The 17,477-nt window shown below is 44.9% G+C and carries 11 protein-coding genes; 5 read left to right on the top strand and 6 right to left on the bottom strand.

The genetic code is table 11. The features are described 5' to 3' along the window. Positions 1 to 42: 42 nt before the first annotated feature. Together L9Q40_RS01865 and L9Q40_RS01860 are read right to left on the bottom strand one after the other, a co-directional pair. Positions 43 to 1,725: an ABC transporter substrate-binding protein gene (locus tag L9Q40_RS01865; protein ID WP_498791777.1), complete on the bottom strand. Its 1,683-nt coding sequence runs from the start codon at positions 1,723 to 1,725 to the stop codon at positions 43 to 45. 873 nt (positions 1,726 to 2,598) lie between these two features. Further along, positions 2,599 to 5,985: a hybrid sensor histidine kinase/response regulator gene (locus L9Q40_RS01860; protein ID WP_498791776.1), complete on the bottom strand. Its 3,387-nt coding sequence runs from the start codon at positions 5,983 to 5,985 to the stop codon at positions 2,599 to 2,601. On the opposite strand from L9Q40_RS01860, the gene L9Q40_RS01855 reads away from it, so the two are divergent. Further along, positions 5,984 to 6,238, top strand: a complete 255-nt coding sequence (locus L9Q40_RS01855) for a hypothetical protein (RefSeq protein ID WP_498791775.1) — start codon at positions 5,984 to 5,986, stop codon at positions 6,236 to 6,238. The genes L9Q40_RS01860 and L9Q40_RS01855 overlap by 2 nt on opposite strands. Here the strand turns inward: L9Q40_RS01855 and rsmC are convergent. The 3 genes from rsmC to hemL form a co-directional block, all read right to left on the bottom strand. Continuing rightward, positions 6,212 to 7,237: a 16S rRNA (guanine(1207)-N(2))-methyltransferase RsmC gene (rsmC, locus tag L9Q40_RS01850; RefSeq protein WP_014232907.1), complete on the bottom strand. Its 1,026-nt coding sequence runs from the start codon at positions 7,235 to 7,237 to the stop codon at positions 6,212 to 6,214. The genes L9Q40_RS01855 and rsmC overlap by 27 nt on opposite strands. Positions 7,238 to 7,313: 76 nt before the next feature. Next, positions 7,314 to 8,399, bottom strand: a complete 1,086-nt coding sequence (locus tag L9Q40_RS01845; RefSeq protein ID WP_065297340.1) for an AI-2E family transporter — start codon at positions 8,397 to 8,399, stop codon at positions 7,314 to 7,316. Positions 8,400 to 8,738: 339 nt separating this feature from the next. Next, the gene (gene hemL / locus L9Q40_RS01840; protein ID WP_014232904.1) at positions 8,739 to 10,034 is read right to left on the bottom strand and encodes a glutamate-1-semialdehyde 2,1-aminomutase; all 1,296 of its coding nucleotides are present in this window, start codon (positions 10,032 to 10,034) and stop codon (positions 8,739 to 8,741) included. A gap of 242 nt (positions 10,035 to 10,276) precedes the next feature. On the opposite strand from hemL, the gene erpA reads away from it, so the two are divergent. The 3 genes from erpA (at position 10,277) to L9Q40_RS01825 (ending at position 15,035) form a co-directional block, all read left to right on the top strand. Continuing rightward, a complete protein-coding gene (gene erpA / locus L9Q40_RS01835; RefSeq protein ID WP_014232903.1) occupies positions 10,277 to 10,618 on the top strand; it encodes an iron-sulfur cluster insertion protein ErpA in 342 nt (113 codons plus the stop codon). Positions 10,619 to 10,824: 206 nt separating this feature from the next. Continuing rightward, positions 10,825 to 11,907: an efflux RND transporter periplasmic adaptor subunit gene (locus tag L9Q40_RS01830; RefSeq protein WP_268668706.1), complete on the top strand. Its 1,083-nt coding sequence runs from the start codon at positions 10,825 to 10,827 to the stop codon at positions 11,905 to 11,907. A gap of 11 nt (positions 11,908 to 11,918) precedes the next feature. Beyond that, positions 11,919 to 15,035, top strand: a complete 3,117-nt coding sequence (locus L9Q40_RS01825) for an efflux RND transporter permease subunit (RefSeq protein WP_498791774.1) — start codon at positions 11,919 to 11,921, stop codon at positions 15,033 to 15,035. Between the two features lie 26 nt (positions 15,036 to 15,061). Here the strand turns inward: L9Q40_RS01825 and shyC are convergent, their stop codons facing one another. Next, positions 15,062 to 16,351: a peptidoglycan DD-endopeptidase ShyC gene (gene shyC / locus L9Q40_RS01820; RefSeq protein ID WP_498791828.1), complete on the bottom strand. Its 1,290-nt coding sequence runs from the start codon at positions 16,349 to 16,351 to the stop codon at positions 15,062 to 15,064. Between the two features lie 129 nt (positions 16,352 to 16,480). On the opposite strand from shyC, the gene tyrS reads away from it, so the two are divergent. Then, a partial coding sequence (gene tyrS / locus L9Q40_RS01815) for a tyrosine--tRNA ligase (protein ID WP_498791773.1) occupies positions 16,481 to 17,477 on the top strand: 997 nt, incomplete at its 3' end.

The raw sequence follows: 17,477 nt of genomic DNA, 5'->3' as shown, positions 1-17,477 counted from the left end.
TAGGCGGCATACAGGTGTATGCCGCTAGAAATGAACTTCTACTTATTTAACTGGTTTTAGGTCCAGTACGTGCAGTAGACGCTCAGGGATACCAGCCCAAATGTTTGGACGGCCCTTAGGATTTTCTTCGTTCCACCAACCAGTGAAGCGCTTCGTGTTGTATTGGTACATGTAAGCACCAGATAACACAGGGATAGTTACTTGATCTTTCGCGATGATTTTTTGGATGCCGTGTGCGATTTCTAGCTGTTCTTGCTTATCAGCCGTTTTGTAGAAGCTGTTAAGTAGTTTGTCTAGATCTTCGTTTTTGTAGAAGTGCATCGCGAAACGAGGCATACCGTCGCCAGACTGTAGCTCTGAGTTATAAGAGCTGTTCCAGTATAGGTGTGGATCGGCACCGTGGAAGTAGTTTGTGTATGCTACGTCGTAAGTACCTTCAAGCATCGCTTGGTTGTATACCGAGAAGTCTGGAGTACGAGCACGTGCTTTGATGCCAACTTCTGCTAGTTGCTCAACTGCCAGTTGTACTGTGTTGTTAAAGTCTGTCCAACCATTTGGCGATTGAATCAGAAGCTCAAAAGACTTACCTGATGGTGTGTCTACAAAGCCATCTTTGTTTACATCTTTAAAGCCAGCTTTAGCTAGAAGTTCTTTAGAACCTTCAACATTGTACGTGTTGAAGCCTTTGTATTTGTTGTGGGTTGCTTCGTCAGACCAAGCTTCGAATGCGTAGCCTAGACCTGAAGCAAAGTCATTCACCGTACCACCACCGTAGAAAGCGATATCAATGATAGTTTGACGGTCAAGTGCCATAGAGAACGCACGACGGAAGTCGACGTTGGTCAGTGCTTCGCTCTTCGCCGCATCTGGGTTTTTGAAGTTCACAACGAACGCTTGTGTACCTGATGGCGGGTACCAGTAGTGGTGGCTAGGACTTGCTGCTGCGTATGTACGGTCAATGTCTGGTACGAAAGAAGAAGTCCAGTCCATTTCACTGTTAACGATTTTACCCAGGAATTGGTCGTTGTTTGCGATTTGTGGTACACGTAAACAGTCAACATCTAAGTTGTCCGCATCCCAGTAGTTCGGGTTTTGACACTGGATGTAAAGCTGAGGAGTGAACGTATCAACTTCGGTAAATGGACCTGTACCTACAGGGTTTTCATTCGTAAATGTTGATGGATCTTTCACTTTGCTCCATACATGCTTAGGTACTACAGGTACTTTAACAATTTCGTAAGGAACGTTTGAGTTTGCTTCAGTTAGACGGAATTTTACTTGGTAGTCATTGATTTTTTCTACGCCAGTAACCCAAGAGTTGATACCTGATTGGTCTAGCTCAGATTTCTCTTTTACCAGGTTGAAAGAGTAAACTACATCGTCAGCAGTAAACGCTTGACCATCAGACCATTTCACGCCCTTACGAATATCGAAAGTCACGCTCATCAGGTCGTCAGCCATTTGGAAGTTTTCTGCTAAACGAAATACAGGTGTGTTACCGTGCATTTCGTTGAAAACAACAAGAGGCTCGTAAATAAAGTCAGTTGTTGTGTGCAGGTTGGTTGCACCCAAGAAAGGGTTAAAGTTACGAACAAAGGTTGTAAACTCTTTAGGGTGGATAGTCAGTTCGCTGCGTTCAGCCGCAGTTGCTACCGATGCAAAACCTGTAGTAGCGGTAGCAATAATTGCTGTTGCTAGTGCTGTTTTTTTAATATTGGCAAGCATAGCTGTTCCTTACTGTTTGCTTCATTTCACTATATGGAATTGAATGTCATCAATTGATAAACACTCGCCATGACCCACCTCTAGTGTTATTGCAACTTAAGCTTTCACCTTCATCACATGTAGAGTGGCCTGTAGGTCTTCGGCAGGAGTAAGAAAACACCTTATCCTGAAAATAATCAAACCCGCATCCCGTTAAAAACGTCAAAAAAGGTCGATGTAACGTTATAAACGTCACTTTGTTTGCTTTTGAAGCAAATTTGGGTAAAAAATAAACCTTGATATGCGTCGCAGTTTATATCCTTAATGATAATGCGTGTTAGTGATTACTTACTCTTTGCGCTTTATTCTAAAGTCTATTTACTTATTGAAGTTCGTTAGGAGATCTCGATCACGCACGTGTTTCATGTTAATTCATAAGGTGAAATTTAATCTGCCGTTCTGTTGTGATTGACTTCGCAATCTGTGTCATTAGTTTATAAATCTATGCTTTGAATGATGAAAGTTTCGCCTTTTATTATTTTGTTTATTGGTGAGTATTATGCTTTTTTTGTTGAGTGAATAAAGAGAATTACAATGATCTTTACTGTGAAATAAAACCTATAGATATGGTCCAAAACACTGAGTTCATGTCTGGATAATAGCGTCTGAAATGGCTAAATTGAGCTCCTGCATAGTGAGCTTTACTCTGTTGGGTGTAGGGTATGATGGTTTTGTTGGTGGGATAGGCGGCAACCCTTTTAGTCCAGTTGATATTCACTTAGAAATAAGCGATTGAACGCCTGAACAGAAGTAGCCCAGATATAAAAAGCCCCCAACAATTGGTGTTTAATTGTTGGGGGCTGTTCAAATGAAGTGCGGTAGTGGATAACGCCGCTAGCTGGTAAGTAACCTTTGCAGCTTGTCACGCTGCGCTTCAATGTAAGCACGCTCCGGACTTTGTTCTTTACAGTGCTCAAGGATGAACTCGATAGAGCTTAAAACCGTTCTCCAGCGCGGAGTTTTAGGTAAGGTTTCAATGCGCATGTATTTGTCTAGAGTCCGGGTTTGTAGCGTACTTCTATCAAGGTAAACGCGCCAAAGCCCACTTTGCTCGGCAAAGGTAAACTTACTTTCTCCAGTGACAGACTCCCAGTATTCCAAAGCATGTGTCATCGCTTCGACCAGTACTTCACGCATAACTTCTTGTTTGTCTTTTTTATTGCCTAGTGCTTTGTCTGCCAGTCGAGTGAACTCGCCTCCAAGCTCTTTAAGCTTCTGTAGCTGTTCTTTGTCGCCGTCAAAGGCATAGCGAGAAAGTACCTCCACTGCCGTTTCCAGGTTGTGAATGCGCGCTGTATTTGCGCCGCCACCGACATTAAATATGTACATAACGTCTAGGCCGGAACCTTCTGGAAGCTTAAGGATGTCCGCTTCAATATTTTGGCGAATGTCCTCGATATAAATATCAATTTTCCCGCAATAATGTGGCTGCTTAACGGTCAGAAATTTTGGAGCAATCAGCTCATCGGCAGACGAACGTTTAATTTGCTCTAAGCTACGTTTAAACAGCTTACATGCGGCTTCGTTGGCAAAACGAACACGTTGATCTTCGCGCAAGCAAATAATCGCCTCAGGAGCGGATTCAAGTTGCTCTAGCAGACGACCCTGAGTTTCAAGCAAGCTCGCTTCTACTTCAGCTCGTTGGCGAAGTTCCGACTCAAGTACTTTATTCTCAATATGACGCATCTCTGCTTTACTTGCGGTCAAATGAGCTCTAATTCTGGCTGCAAGCTCTTGTTTATTAAAAGGCTTCGACAAATAATCGTTTGCTCCTGCTTCAAAGCCTCGAACGCGGTCTTCAGTTTGACTTAATGCGGTTAGCATAATGATTGGCAGCTCCGCATGATCAAAGGTTTGACGCAATTCATTACATACTTGATAGCCACTCATTCCTGGCATCATGATATCGAGCAGCAGCAGTTCCGGCTTTTCTTGTTCGACAAGAGCAAGCGTTTCAGGGCCATCTGAAACGGTTCTTACACGATAGCCTTCTAAGCGTAAAAAGCTTTCAAGTACTCGTAGGTTGACTGGTTCATCGTCTGCTACATAAAGTAGCGGACCATCTGGGTTTTCTGGTAGCGATAGGTCGTCTGTGTTCTCAAGGTTAATTTCTGGAGCCTGGAAGTGCCCACAGGCTGCCTGCGTCTGTGTTGCTAGGATCTCTTCTTCACTGGCGAGAGGCAGAGTGAAGCTGAATGTGGTCCCTACCATAGGCTGGCTGCTGACATATAAGGAGCCTCCCATTAGCTCAATCAACTGGCGGCTAATTGATAAACCTAACCCCGCACCTTGTCGATAGCGACTTTCATCCTGTCCTGCCTGAATTAAAGGCTCAAAGATGTGCTCAAGGTGCTCTGCAGGAATACCTTGTCCGGTATCGACCACTTGAACGCGAACTAAATCGTCTACGACTCCTGCAGAAATAACGATCTTTCCTTCAGAGGTGTACTTAATTGCATTTCCGATCAGGTTGTACAGCACTTGTTCAAGTCGTTGTGGATCCGCTGAGACAGCTTTGAGATCATTAGGCACTTGGTTGATGATTCGAATGGTCTTGTTTCCAAGTAAATGACCCGACAACTCCAGCACCAATCGGGTTGAACTTGCCAGGTTAACCGCCGACTTTTGGATGTCCATGCTACCGTATCGCATTTTATGGTAATCCAGTAAGTCGTCGACCAGGTTAGCCAAGCGCTGACCACTTTTGATAATTATATCAAGCTGATACTTCTGGTTTGCTGGAATTGTACCGTTGGCTCCGGATATCAAGGTTTCTGCAATACCGACCATACCGTGCAAAGGTGTACGCAGTTCATGAGAGGTCGTTGCCAGAAACTCATCTTTTAGCTTGTCTGCCAGTTGCAGCTCGTCATTTTGTTTTTGAATTAAGCGGATATTGCTTTCCAGCTCTTCATTTTGCTTCTTGATAGTCTGAATTTTTTCACGAATAGAACGTTGCATGCGCTCAAAACTGATGGCTAAGCGACCAATTTCGTCTTTTCTAATGGTATCAAATGTGGTTTCGTCCAGATCGCCTGCTGATACTCGCTCTGCCGCCCAGGTTAATTTAAGCAGTGGCGAGGTGATGAAATTAGATAAATAGTGCGAGGCAATCACAACCAGTATGATCGCCGTAAGCATCGCAATGACGAAGAGTTTTTCCAACTGGTGAATGCGCGAAAAGGCGTCTTTTTCTGGTAATTGCACGACCAACGCCCAATTCAAACCACGGGTTTTAACTGGCGCATAGGCGGCGATAATAGCTTCATCGAGCCCGTTTGTATAAGTACCTACGCTCGTTTGACCTGAAAGTGCCTGAGTGATGACCTCCATACTGTTTTGGATATCATCTAGCTTGGTGTTAATGGTTCGAGGTTGTTGATCTCCTCCGACTAACAGCGTCTCAATCGATGACTCGCGGTTTTTGTCTGCGACTAGCTTTGTGATGCCGTTATTTGGCAATCGGAACATGGCATAGCTGTGGAGGTATCCTTGTTGAACGATAGGAGCGCCAAGCCACGCGACTTGCTTGCCATTTTCAAGTTCAAAGTCAGAGATAAGGATTGGAGTGTAGTCTTCGTTTACTTTACGGCGTTCACTGACATCGTTGGCCAAGCGCTGAAATGCTCTACCTAGCGCAGCATCTTTATAGCGGCCAGTGAGAAGGTTCGTGCCGTAATTGTCATCTTTGTTGATTGAGTAAGTAACGTTACCGTTGATATCGACTAAAAGTATGTCATTGAAGTCAGAGCGTTTGAGAAGTTCTGAATAAGCCCAATGATAGCGCTTGTGTAACAGGCGATAACGCTCACTCCCGACAAAGTTAGATGACTCCGGCAAGATTGACGTTTTTGTCTGATCGCCACTGCCTTCAATATAACGTTGCTGTGCATTTTGACGTGATTCTTCAATGTCATTTCCTAAGCGACTGAACGCATTGACTAAACCATAAAAGCGTCCACCACTGGCATAAGCTAACTCCGAACGGACAAAGCCCATGACTTCGGTTTCGCGTGCTTCAAAATAGTCAACTATTTGCTGCTGTTTGGTATCTCTTACAGACAACAGGTGTGATGTGCTCTGTTCTTGCAGATCTTGACTGTGTGACTGCAGGAAAAAAAGCGCGGTAATGGTTAGAGGCGTAAGGCTGAGGACAAGAAACGCAGTCATCAGCGTACTTTGTAGACGCTTAAACTTCTGTTTTTTGTAGAATTTGAACATGGATAAGATTGCAACTCATAAAGGGCAGCAAAAAGTTTACTTATTGCTACCAAGGTTCTCGTTAAAAACGGATAAGACGTTAAATTCGATAGAAATAACAAAATTAACGAGTTTTTTTTCTTTGACAAGAAAGTTAGTTGCAAAGCGTGCAGAGTCACGCAGTTTTTTTATGTTTGATGAGTTTTTAGCGGAAAATCGCGCAGGTTGTCGCCTGCGCGGAGGAGAGTTAAGACTTTTTAGCGTAATAAATTGAGAATTTTTTCGTCTTATTTAGCGTCTCGCAATTATTGAAAGCGCTTTCAATAATTGGCGGATACTTCAAGAAACTGTTCGCTACGATAATCATTTCCCCTTGTCTTTGAAGGTATCGTGGTGCATCACCAAGTAAGCTTTCTGCGGCATTGTAATTTGTATCCAGGCCACTATGAAAAGGCGGATTACTGATGATAAATCGGTAGTCGTTTGCCGTATCTGAATAAATGTCAGAAGCAAACACTTTACCTTCTAATTCATTAGCTTGCAGTGTTGCTTGGCTGGAGGTGATCGCGTAGGCGTTGATATCGCACATTTCAATTTCTATTTCAGGGTTGGCTTTCGCCATAAATGCGCCAAGCACGCCAGCACCGCAACCAAAATCGAGAACTTTACCGGACAATGGCGGTAAGGTTTCCAATAATAGCTGGCTACCTAAGTCGAATTCACCATGGCTGAATACCCCAGGTAGGCTTTTCACTAGCAGTGATTGGTTGCCTAAGCTGATAGTGTAGGACTTAAACCAGTCGATCTGATTAAATGGCGCTGGTTCGTTTACGCATTGACCCCAGTAAAAAGAGCAGCGACGGGCGGAATCGTATTTGTTGATCGGGCCATAGTCTTTGAACATCTTTTCGATACTTTTTACACCAGAGCGGGTTTCTCCAACGACAACGATTTCAGTATCGACACCAAGTTTCGCCATGAGCATTGCCAGTAAGTATTCGGCTTCTGCTTTGGCTTTAGGCCAGTAAAGTAACACCATGTCTGCTTGGGTATCGACGTTATACTCTGAACCAAAGTGGCTTTTGATCTTGTCAGATGTACGAATTTGACGGTAATAGCTGTAGTTAGAAGTAAAAACTTCAACAGACTCACAGTAGGAGGCCAGCTCAAGAGGGAATAGGTCTTCAACTTCACCTGCGACTAAAACATGCTTTCCATTGAAGTATTCCAGCTGGCGTTGCGCTATTTGACTTGGAGCGATATAAGCAGACATAAATTTTGTTCGTCAGAAATAATTAGGGCCAGATTTTCTCACAATCTGGCCCAAGCTTGAAGTCATTAACGAGTAACTAGCTGTTGTCTTGATCGTTGAGGAAGTCTTTAAATTCCTCTTCATAGATATTAAATAGCACCATAGTGATAGCAAAAATCAGCGGGCCATAAATCAGGCCGATGAGTCCAAACAGTTGCAGACCACCCAATAGTGAGAAGAAAATCATTAAGGTGTTCATGCCAGAACTGCCTTGCATCAGCAGTGGGCGCAATAAATTATCAATTGAGCCAACAATAACCACACTCCACGCCGTTAGGAAGATAGCCCAAGTAGTATCACCTGTTAGGAAAAGGTACCCCGCCGCTGGTATCCAGATTAAAGCGGTGCCCACAACAGGAATGAACGAGGCAAAGCCCATCATAGTACCCCAGAATAGTCCCGGGAAACCAGCGAGCCACATGCCAATCCCACCGGCCATACCTTGTGCTATTGCGGTAAGAAATGATCCCATTACTGCGGACTTTGATACCTGCTCAATTTCGGTCAGAATTTTGTCTTCCTGACTACGTGAGAGGGGAAGTATATGTCGAATGGCGGAAATTATTTTGTCGTGATCGCGCAACAAAAAGAACAGGACAAACAGCATAAGGAAGAAGTCCATTAAGAAGTTTGTCGCATCACCAAGTATTTTTGCGCTGATGGTGACTAAGTTTGAACCAAATGATGTGGCGAATTGGGCAATTTTTTCCGCAATGGCTTTTGGCTCTACTGTATCGAATGGTAAGTACTCATTCACCAACGCTAAAGCCTTGACAACTAAAGGGTGCTGGAAAATATCCTGAATTCCGCCATTCGTTACCCACTTATAAGTATTTTGTGAAAATAATGAGCCTTGCTGAACGATAGCAGCAAAAACAAACAGAAGCGGAATCACAATAATAAAGGTCAGAACCACACAAGAGAGTAACGAAGCCATGTTCCTATGCTTTGGTATCTTTTGCTCAAACCATTCGTGTATAGGGAACATGAGTAATGAAATGATGAATGCCATTACGATCGAGTTGATGTAAGGTTCGACTAATAAGTAGCAAGCAAAAGCAGCGGCGAGCAGAGCGACCATTAGAACGCGATGACTCGACGTGATTTTCACATTGTTTGGCATAAGATAAGTCCAAATTACGGATGATATTTACGGTTTCTAGCTTATAACACGGGCTGTGAACCTTTATTACGGTATGTGCTCGCGGTCTTATAATACCGTGCAATTAGAGCCTAGTAGCATACCTTGTTATAATGACGACAAATCAGTCGGTTATCAATCAGGAGATGTAAAATGGGTTGTTGTAATGGTGACAAGTCGTGTCAAAACGAGAAAAAAACCAAGCGCACTCCGTGGTTAGGTATTGTGGTTGGTGTACTTGTTGTCTTAGTTATTTTGAATTGGCGCTAAAAAAGGACCATGAAGGTCCTTTTGAGATTTGTCGTTACTGCCTTTGCTGAATTATTGTGCTTCAGCAGCCAGCGTTGCAAAACAGCGGTCTGCTGCTTCTAGCGTGGCATCGATTTCTTTTGAACCGTGAGCGAGAGATGTAAAGCTTGCTTCAAATGCTGAAGGTGCAAGGTAAACGCCGTGATCAAGCATAAGGTGGAAGAATCGTTTAAAGCGTTCAACGTCGCACTTTGTCACGTCTTCGTAGCAAGTTACGCTATCTTGATCGGTGAAGAAGAAGCCGAACATGCCACCCACTTGGTTTACCACCAATGGAATACCATGTTTTTCCGCCAGAGATTTAAAACCATCTGCTAGCTGCTTAGTTTTTGAAGCCAGACGTTTTTCATTGCCTTCTTCTTTAAGAAGACTCAAACAAGCAAAGCCTGCTGCCATCGCTACTGGGTTACCAGATAGAGTACCTGCTTGATATACAGGACCTGTTGGTGCGACATATTGCATTACTTCTTTACGACCACCGAAAGCACCAACTGGCATACCGCCACCGATCACTTTACCTAATGTTGTTAGGTCTGGTTTGATGTTGTAGTGTGCCTGAGCGCCGCCAAGTGCAACACGGAAGCCTGTCATTACTTCATCAAAAATCAGTAGAGCACCTTCTTGATCACAGATTTCACGCAGGCCTTCATGGAAGCCTTCTACTGGCGGAATACAGTTCATGTTGCCAGCTACAGGCTCAACGATGATACAAGCAATTTCACCTTTGTTTGCAGCAAATAGCTCGCGAACTGAGTCCAGATCGTTGAATGTTGCAGTTAGGGTATGTTTAGCAAAATCTGCTGGAACACCCGGAGAGCTTGGTTGGCCCAGAGTCAACGCGCCAGAGCCTGCTTTTACTAGCAAGCTATCAGCGTGACCATGGTAACAACCTTCGAATTTCATGATTTTATCGCGGCCAGTGAAACCACGAGCAAGGCGAATCGCACTCATGGTTGCTTCGGTACCAGAGCTAACCATGCGTAGTTGTTCCATTGATGGTACAAGTTCAGAAACCAGTTCTGCCATTGAAATTTCTAGCTCAGTTGGCGCACCAAAGCTAAGGCCGCGTTGTGCAGCGTCGATCACGGCTTCACGAATTACAGCGTGGTTGTGACCAAGGATCATTGGCCCCCAAGAACCGACGTAATCAATATACGCCTTACCATCGGCATCAAAAATCAAAGCACCGTCTGCTCGTTCGATAAATAGCGGAGAACCGCCTACGCCGTTGAATGCACGAACAGGTGAGTTTACACCGCCTGGAATGGTTTTCTGGGCTTTGTCATACAGTTCTGATGATTTGGTCATGGGGTTATCCTCTTTTGATTGCTCGGACCAAGTGGTGCGCATTGTACCTAGCTATAATCAACTTAGAAACGTTTTGCTTAATTTATGTGTTGTTTCGCAATGTAATTTTAACTATCCGATATAAAGAATCGGCGGTGAATACTTGAACGAGTTGGTCAGGTATTAGATAATCGTATCCAATAAGCACAAATTTGACGTCTTGCTTCAGGCTCGACGCATTACACGAGTGAGAGAGGTTTTTCGTGAGCGAAGTAAACGTACCATTATCTTTTTCCGATGCTGCAGCATCTCGCGTTAAAGCGCTGATTGCAGAAGAAGAAAACCCAGCATTGAAACTGCGCGTATACATCACTGGTGGTGGCTGTAGCGGTTTCCAATACGGTTTTACTTTCGATGAGAACGTAAATGATGGTGATACAACCATCGTAAATAGTGGTGTAACACTGGTTGTTGACCCAATGAGCTTGCAATATCTTATTGGCGGCATCGTGGATTACACTGAGGGGTTAGAGGGAGCACGCTTCTTCGTAAATAACCCGAATGCAACGACCACTTGTGGTTGTGGTGCATCATTTAGCGTTTAATATCCCGTATAAGTTATTCATAAGGCTGCATTTTTGCAGCCTTTGTTTTATGTATTGATGAATTTCCTGAAATTGCGACGTAGTTAAGAATCCCAGCCGCTATTATTTTCTTTTTAGAAAGTTAATTCGTATCATAAATTATTCGACTAAGATTGATTTGTATATTGAATTAATTCTCGCAACATTACTTATTGCAAGAGATTATTATGGCTAGCTTCCCCTTTACGCGATTTTTCGCTGAACGACCTTATATCGTGTCGTTGCTCATTATTTTATTAATGTCTGCTTGGTTAGGACTTGGTTCACTTCAAGCCGACGATGTGTCACCACAGCGTGCATCGCAAGATATTCCTCTGGCAAAAGTCTCCTACCAAACATTTACCGCACAAAACACCTATAAAACGATCGAGTTGTACGGCCGTACCGCTCCAGACAGACAGGCTAATTTAGGGGCGGAAATTGCCGGTAAGATCATTGCGCTTAAGGTTGAAAAAGGGGAGTCGGTTAAGCAAGGACAAGTGATAGCGCAAATTGATAAAGGCGATCTCGATATCCAATTGGAGCGCGCGCATGCACTACTTAAAGTCCGTGAAAAGGAATTCAACGCGGCAAAATCTTTAAAAAATAAAGGACTACAAGGGGAGGTCGCATTCAGTAATGCAGAAGCTTCTTTAGTAGAGGCTCGAGCGCAAGTCACCAACGCTAAGATTGCGTTGAGAAATACCAATGTAATCGCACCGTTCAGCGGTATTCTCGATCATCTATTTATCGAAGTGGGTGATTTTGTCGGTGTTGGCGATCCAGTTGCGACGATTATTGATCTCACTCACTTGGTGATTGAGGCGGACGTCAGTGAGCGCCATATTCAGGACTTGTCATTAAATCAGCCTGCAAAAGTTAAGTTTATTTCTGGTGACACGGTTGAAGGCACGGTGAGTTATGTTTCACGGGTGTCCTCACCAGCGACTAACACTTTCCCAATTGAAATCCGACTACCAAATCCTCAACAGTTGATTCCAGCAGGGATCAGCACCGAGGTTGATTTAAACCTCAAACAACAATTAGCGATCAAGTTAACTCCAGCGATGCTGGCACTCGATGAAGCCGGTATTTTAGGTGTCAAAGTACTAGAAAATAAAAAAGTAAAATTTATCCCCATTCAATTGGTTAAAGCCGAACAAGATGGTGTTTGGCTGACAGGGCTGGGGGATAGAGTCGACATTATCACCACAGGTCAGGGTTTTGTACGTGACGGTGATGACGTGATTGCCGTTAAGCAAGAATTGTAAGTGGGGTTGATATGTTACGTTTGATCGACGCCGCTTTATCTCGCGCACGTACGATGATGGTACTGCTGGTCTTTGTTCTGATTTCTGGCGTGCTTACCTATCTGACGATTCCGAAAGAATCGAGCCCTGATATCACCATTCCAATTATCTATGTTTCTGTTAGCCACCAAGGTATCTCACCTACCGATGCAGAACGCTTGCTCGTGCGCCCGATAGAGCAGGAGTTGCGTTCTATCGAAGGGGTTAAAGATATGACCGCAACAGCCTCTGAAGGGCATGCGTCGGTAGTGCTAGAGTTCAGTGTTGGCGTCGACCTTGACCGAGCCATGGCAGAAGTGCGTGATGCGGTTGACTTGGCAAAGCCTAAATTGCCCGCCGATAGTGATGAGCCTACCGTCAATGAAGTCACTTTAGCGTCTGAAGAAGCAGCTTTGTCGGTGGTGCTCTACGGAACCGTGCCGGAAAGAACCATTGTACATCTTGCGCGCCAATTAAGAGACAAGCTGGAGAGCTACAGACAGATCCTGGAAGTGGATATCGCGGGTGACCGAGAAGACATCGTTGAGATCATCGTCGATCCATTGTTGATGGAAAGTTATGGTCTGGATCAGGCGAGTATCTATAACTTGATCGCGTTAAACAACCGTGTGGTGGCGGCGGGGTTTGTTGATACTGGCTACGGCCGATTTTCGGTCAAAGTACCGTCGGTGTTTGAGACGCTAAAAGATGTGCTTGAGTTGCCAGTTAAAGTCGATGGTAAACAAGTCATTACCTTTGGTGATGTGGCGACGGTAAGACGTGCATTCCGTGATCCGGAAAGCTATGCTCGTTTGGATGGTAAGTCCGCGATTGTGCTCGATGTTAAAAAGCGTGCGGGCGAAAACATCATCGAGACCGTAGATCTAATCAAAGCGGTGATGGCCGAAGCTCAAAATCAAGAGCAATGGCCGGATAACCTGCTGGTGAAATACACGAGAGACCAGTCAGATGATGTCAAGATGATGCTCAACGACCTACAGAACAACATCTTGTCGGCGATCATCTTAGTCGTAATTGTGATTATTGCGATTCTCGGTGTTCGCACAGCGCTACTGGTCGGTATTTCGATTCCTGGTTCATTCCTCACAGGCTTGCTGGTGCTCTCGGTGTTTGGCCTGACAGTGAACATTATCGTCTTGTTCTCGCTGATAATGGCGGTCGGTATGCTGGTCGATGGGGCGATAGTGGTCACCGAGTTTGCCGATCGCCGCATGCAGGAAGGAGCGCCGCGTAAAGAAGCGTATCGAGACGCTGCAAAGCGCATGGCTTGGCCGATTACGGCTTCGACAGCGACGACGTTGGCAGCCTTTGCTCCGCTATTGTTCTGGCCGGATGTTACTGGCGAGTTTATGAAGTATCTTCCGCTGACATTGATCGCGACGTTGGCCGCTTCGTTGGCGATGGCACTGTTATTCGTACCTGTGCTCGGTAGCCTTATCGGTAAACCTCAAAACGTCTCGCCTATCCAACACGAGAAAATGCTGGCTCTGAATGAAGGCGATTATGACAAAGCTACGGGTATTACTAAGCTGTATTACCAGACGCTGAATGTTGCGTTGCGTCACCCGTTGAAGATCTTGCTGAGTGCTATCTTACTCTCGGTCGGCGTTGGTTTTACTTATGTTAAAGCGGGATTAGGTGCAGAGTTTTTCCCTGAAGTCGACCCACCATTTTTTACGGTTAAAGTGCGCTCGTACGGTGATTTATCTATCGATGAGAAAGACCAAATCATGCGCGATGTTGAATCGGTGATGTTGGGGCATGATGAGTTTGAAAGTGTTTACACCAAAACAGGTGGCGATGATGAGATTGGTTTAATCCAGATCACGCCTGTGGATTGGCAGTATCGTCGTAAGGTGACAGCCATTATCGATGAACTGAAACAAACCACAGACCAGTATGCTGGGGTGGAAATTGAGTACAAGTTTCCAGAGGCGGGTCCACCAACTGAGCACGACTTGGTTATTGAAATGTCTGGTTCAACGCTCAGTGGCTTAGACGAAGGTGCGAAAATCGTTCGTCATTGGGCGGATGCTTACCCTGCATTTACCAATATCAGTGATAACTCAAGCAAAGACGGTATTGACTGGCAGATCGATATTCGCCGTGATGATGCCGCCCGCTTCTTAGCAGACGCGACATTAGTCGGTAACACAGTGCAGTTTGTTACCAACGGCTTAAAGCTGGGAGATTACCTGCCGGATGACTCCTCAGAGGAAGTCGATATATTAGTGCGCTACCCAGAGGATAAGCGTGATATTGGTCGCTTTGATCAGTTGCGGGTCAAAACCGCTGCTGGACTGGTTCCGATCACCAATTTCGCCAGCATTATTCCTGAACATAAACAGGATACGATCCGTCGTGTCGATGGGCATAGAGTGATCAGCGTGTTTGCAGACATTAGAGAAGGTTACAACCTGGCGCTTGAACTGCCTAAAGTTGAAGAAGCGCTCAAAGAGTTAACCTTGCCTGAGGGAGTCGAGTTTAAAATCCGAGGTCAGAACGAAGAGCAGGAAAATTCCTCTGCTTTCTTACTCAACGCATTTATCGTGGCGCTGGTTGGTATGGCTCTGATCTTAATTACTCAGTTCAACAGCTTCTACCAAGCGTTTCTTATTCTGAGTGCGGTATTGTTTTCGACGGTTGGCGTTTTTGCGGGCTTGTTGATATTCCAGAAACCTTTCGGTGTGATTATGTCGGGTATCGGCGTGATTGCATTAGCGGGTATTGTAGTGAACAACAACATCGTCTTAATTGATACGTACAATCAGCTGCGCAAACGAGGGTTGGATAAGCGTGATGCGATCCTAAGAACAGGTGTGCAGCGTCTGCGCCCGGTATTACTTACAACGATCACGACGATTCTTGGCCTGCTGCCAATGGTGCTGGAGATGAACATCGATTTGATTAATCAGAAAATCGAATTCGGTGCGCCAAGTACCCAGTGGTGGTCTCAGTTAGCAACCGCTGTTTCAGGTGGGCTTGCTTTTGCTACATTGCTGACGCTGGTGTTAACTCCCTGTCTGCTTATGCTAGGGAAAGAGCATTCATCTCATGAGGTGATTGGATCAGAGAAAGAGGTGATATAAATCGCCTCTTTCCCTGTTTGAGCTGCTTACTTCATGGTTAAAAGTTCGCTGTATCGGTCGAGCTTAGCCATGTTGATTTTCGCATTGGCTAAGAAGGTTTGTCTTGCTTGCCCAGTTAACGATTTTGATTGAGGTAAATTAACCGTGCGTGGGTTTTTGTGCACGCCGTTAACCAGGAACTCATAGTGTAAGTGAGGGCCGGTCACTCGGCCTGTACCACCTAACGTACCAATGGTTTGGCCCTGCTTAACACGCTGACCGGTTTTAACGGTACGTTTGGTTAGGTGCAAATACTTGGTAATGTAGGTATTACTGTGTTTGATGAACACGTAGTTACCATTAAATTTGTTGTATGACGATTTTTGCACCACACCATCACCTGCAGCCCAAATTGGCGTACCCACTGGAGCCGCATAGTCTGTGCCTCGGTGAGGACGAACTTTACCCGTGACAGGGTGCAGACGGCGAGGGTTGAAGTTTGAGCTTACACGACGGAAGTCCAATGGTGCGCGTAAAAACGCTTTCTTCATTGCTCGACCATTTTCATCGTAATACTTACCTGATTTTTCATCCAGAATCGCAGTGAAGGTATCCCCCTGGTTTTTGAACACGGCCGCGATGATTTTACCGCGTCCAATCACTTCCCCTTCGACAACCTCTTCCTGATACAGGACTCTGAACGTGTCGTTCTTACGAATATCTAATGCAAAGTCGATATCCCAGCCGAAAATTCCCGCTAACTCCATAATTTGGTTAGCGTTTAAGCCTGAAGAAATGCCTGCATTCCAGAAGTTAGATTTGATGGTTGCTTCGGCAAAGTTGTATTGATAATCGACCTCTTTTTTGTCGATTTCAGAGACGTATTTGCCATCTTGTAGCTTGATTCGGAAGGTTTCGAATGCGCTCAAGGTACGTCGTAATTGAACTAAGTCATTGTTTTCATCAAAGCCGAATTGCAGCCTGTCGCCAGGTCGGAGACGGGTTAGCTGCTGTTCCACTTCTTTATCTGAGGAAACCAGCTCATGCAGAATGCGCGCTGATAGACCTACACGGCTAAAGAGAATGGCTGCACTTTCACCATTTTTAACTTTGTAGGTCTCCCAGCGTAAAACCGAGGAAGTAGACGACGTCCCGTTTAATGTCGTCAATTCCATAGAAATTGGCACAGGATAATATTGCCCCACTTTTAAGCGGCTTTGCTGAGGGTTAAGTTCTTGCGGATCGGGTAAAAAGAATAGTGCGAAGATGATTAGCGCACTAAAAAAACCGATCAATACTTTGTGCAAGAGTGGAAGTCGGACAAAAATCGAATGCATGACGTACTTGTTTGCTAAATTAAACATAAAAAATGACAACTACCTAGTCTAACGTGTTTCAAAATGCATCGCTATTCAAGTAATATGTCCAGCTATTATATTTTGCCAAATCTGTGGGAGTGAACAAGAATGGCGAGCATTGAAGCTGCACTAGCCGAGATTAAGCGCGGTGTTGAAGAGCTGATTCCAGAAGAAGAGCTGATCGCAAAACTAAAAGAAGGTCGTCCTCTACGTATTAAGTTGGGCGCGGATCCAACGGCACCTGACATCCACCTGGGCCATACGGTTATTTTCAATAAGCTTCGCTTGTTCCAAGAGTTAGGCCATGAAGTGACGTTCCTGATTGGTGACTTTACTGCAATGGTTGGTGACCCGACAGGTAAAAACTCAACTCGTCCACCACTTAGCCGTGAAGACGTACTGCGTAATGCAGAAACGTACAAAGAGCAGGTGTTTAAGATTCTAGACCCAGCAAAAACTAAGATCCAATTTAACTCAGAGTGGCTTTCTGAACTTGGTGCTGAAGGCATGATTCGCCTGGCGGCTAACCAGACAGTTGCTCGAATGCTAGAACGCGACGATTTCAAAAAGCGTTACACAGGCGGCCAGCCAATCGCCATTCACGAGTTCATGTACCCATTACTGCAAGGTTGGGACTCAGTGGCAATGGAAACCGATGTTGAGCTCGGCGGTACTGACCAGAAGTTCAACTTGCTAATGGGTCGTGAGCTACAAAAATCTCACGGTCAGAAGCCTCAGGTTGTACTAATGATGCCTCTTCTTGTTGGTCTGGACGGCGAGAAGAAGATGTCTAAGTCTGCGAACAACTACATTGGTATCAGCGAAGCACCAAGTGAAATGTTCGGTAAAATTATGTCGATCTCTGATGATTTGATGTGGAGTTACTACGAACTTCTGTCTTTCCGTCCGCTGGAAGAGGTTGCTCAGTTTAAGGCTGATGTTGAAGCTGGTAAGAACCCTCGTGACATCAAAGTACTGCTTGCCAAAGAAATCATTGCACGTTTCCACAGTGAAGCCGACGCTGATGCGGCGGAGCAAGAGTTTGTTAACCGTTTTGCTAAAAACCAAATCCCTGATGAAATGCCAGAATTTGAGTTCGAAGCAG

Origin of the sequence: Allocatenococcus thiocycli, assembly GCF_921292965.1 — a bacterium.
Lineage (GTDB): Bacteria > Pseudomonadota > Gammaproteobacteria > Enterobacterales > Vibrionaceae > Vibrio > Vibrio natriegens.
This window is presented reverse-complemented; position numbering and strand designations above follow the sequence as displayed.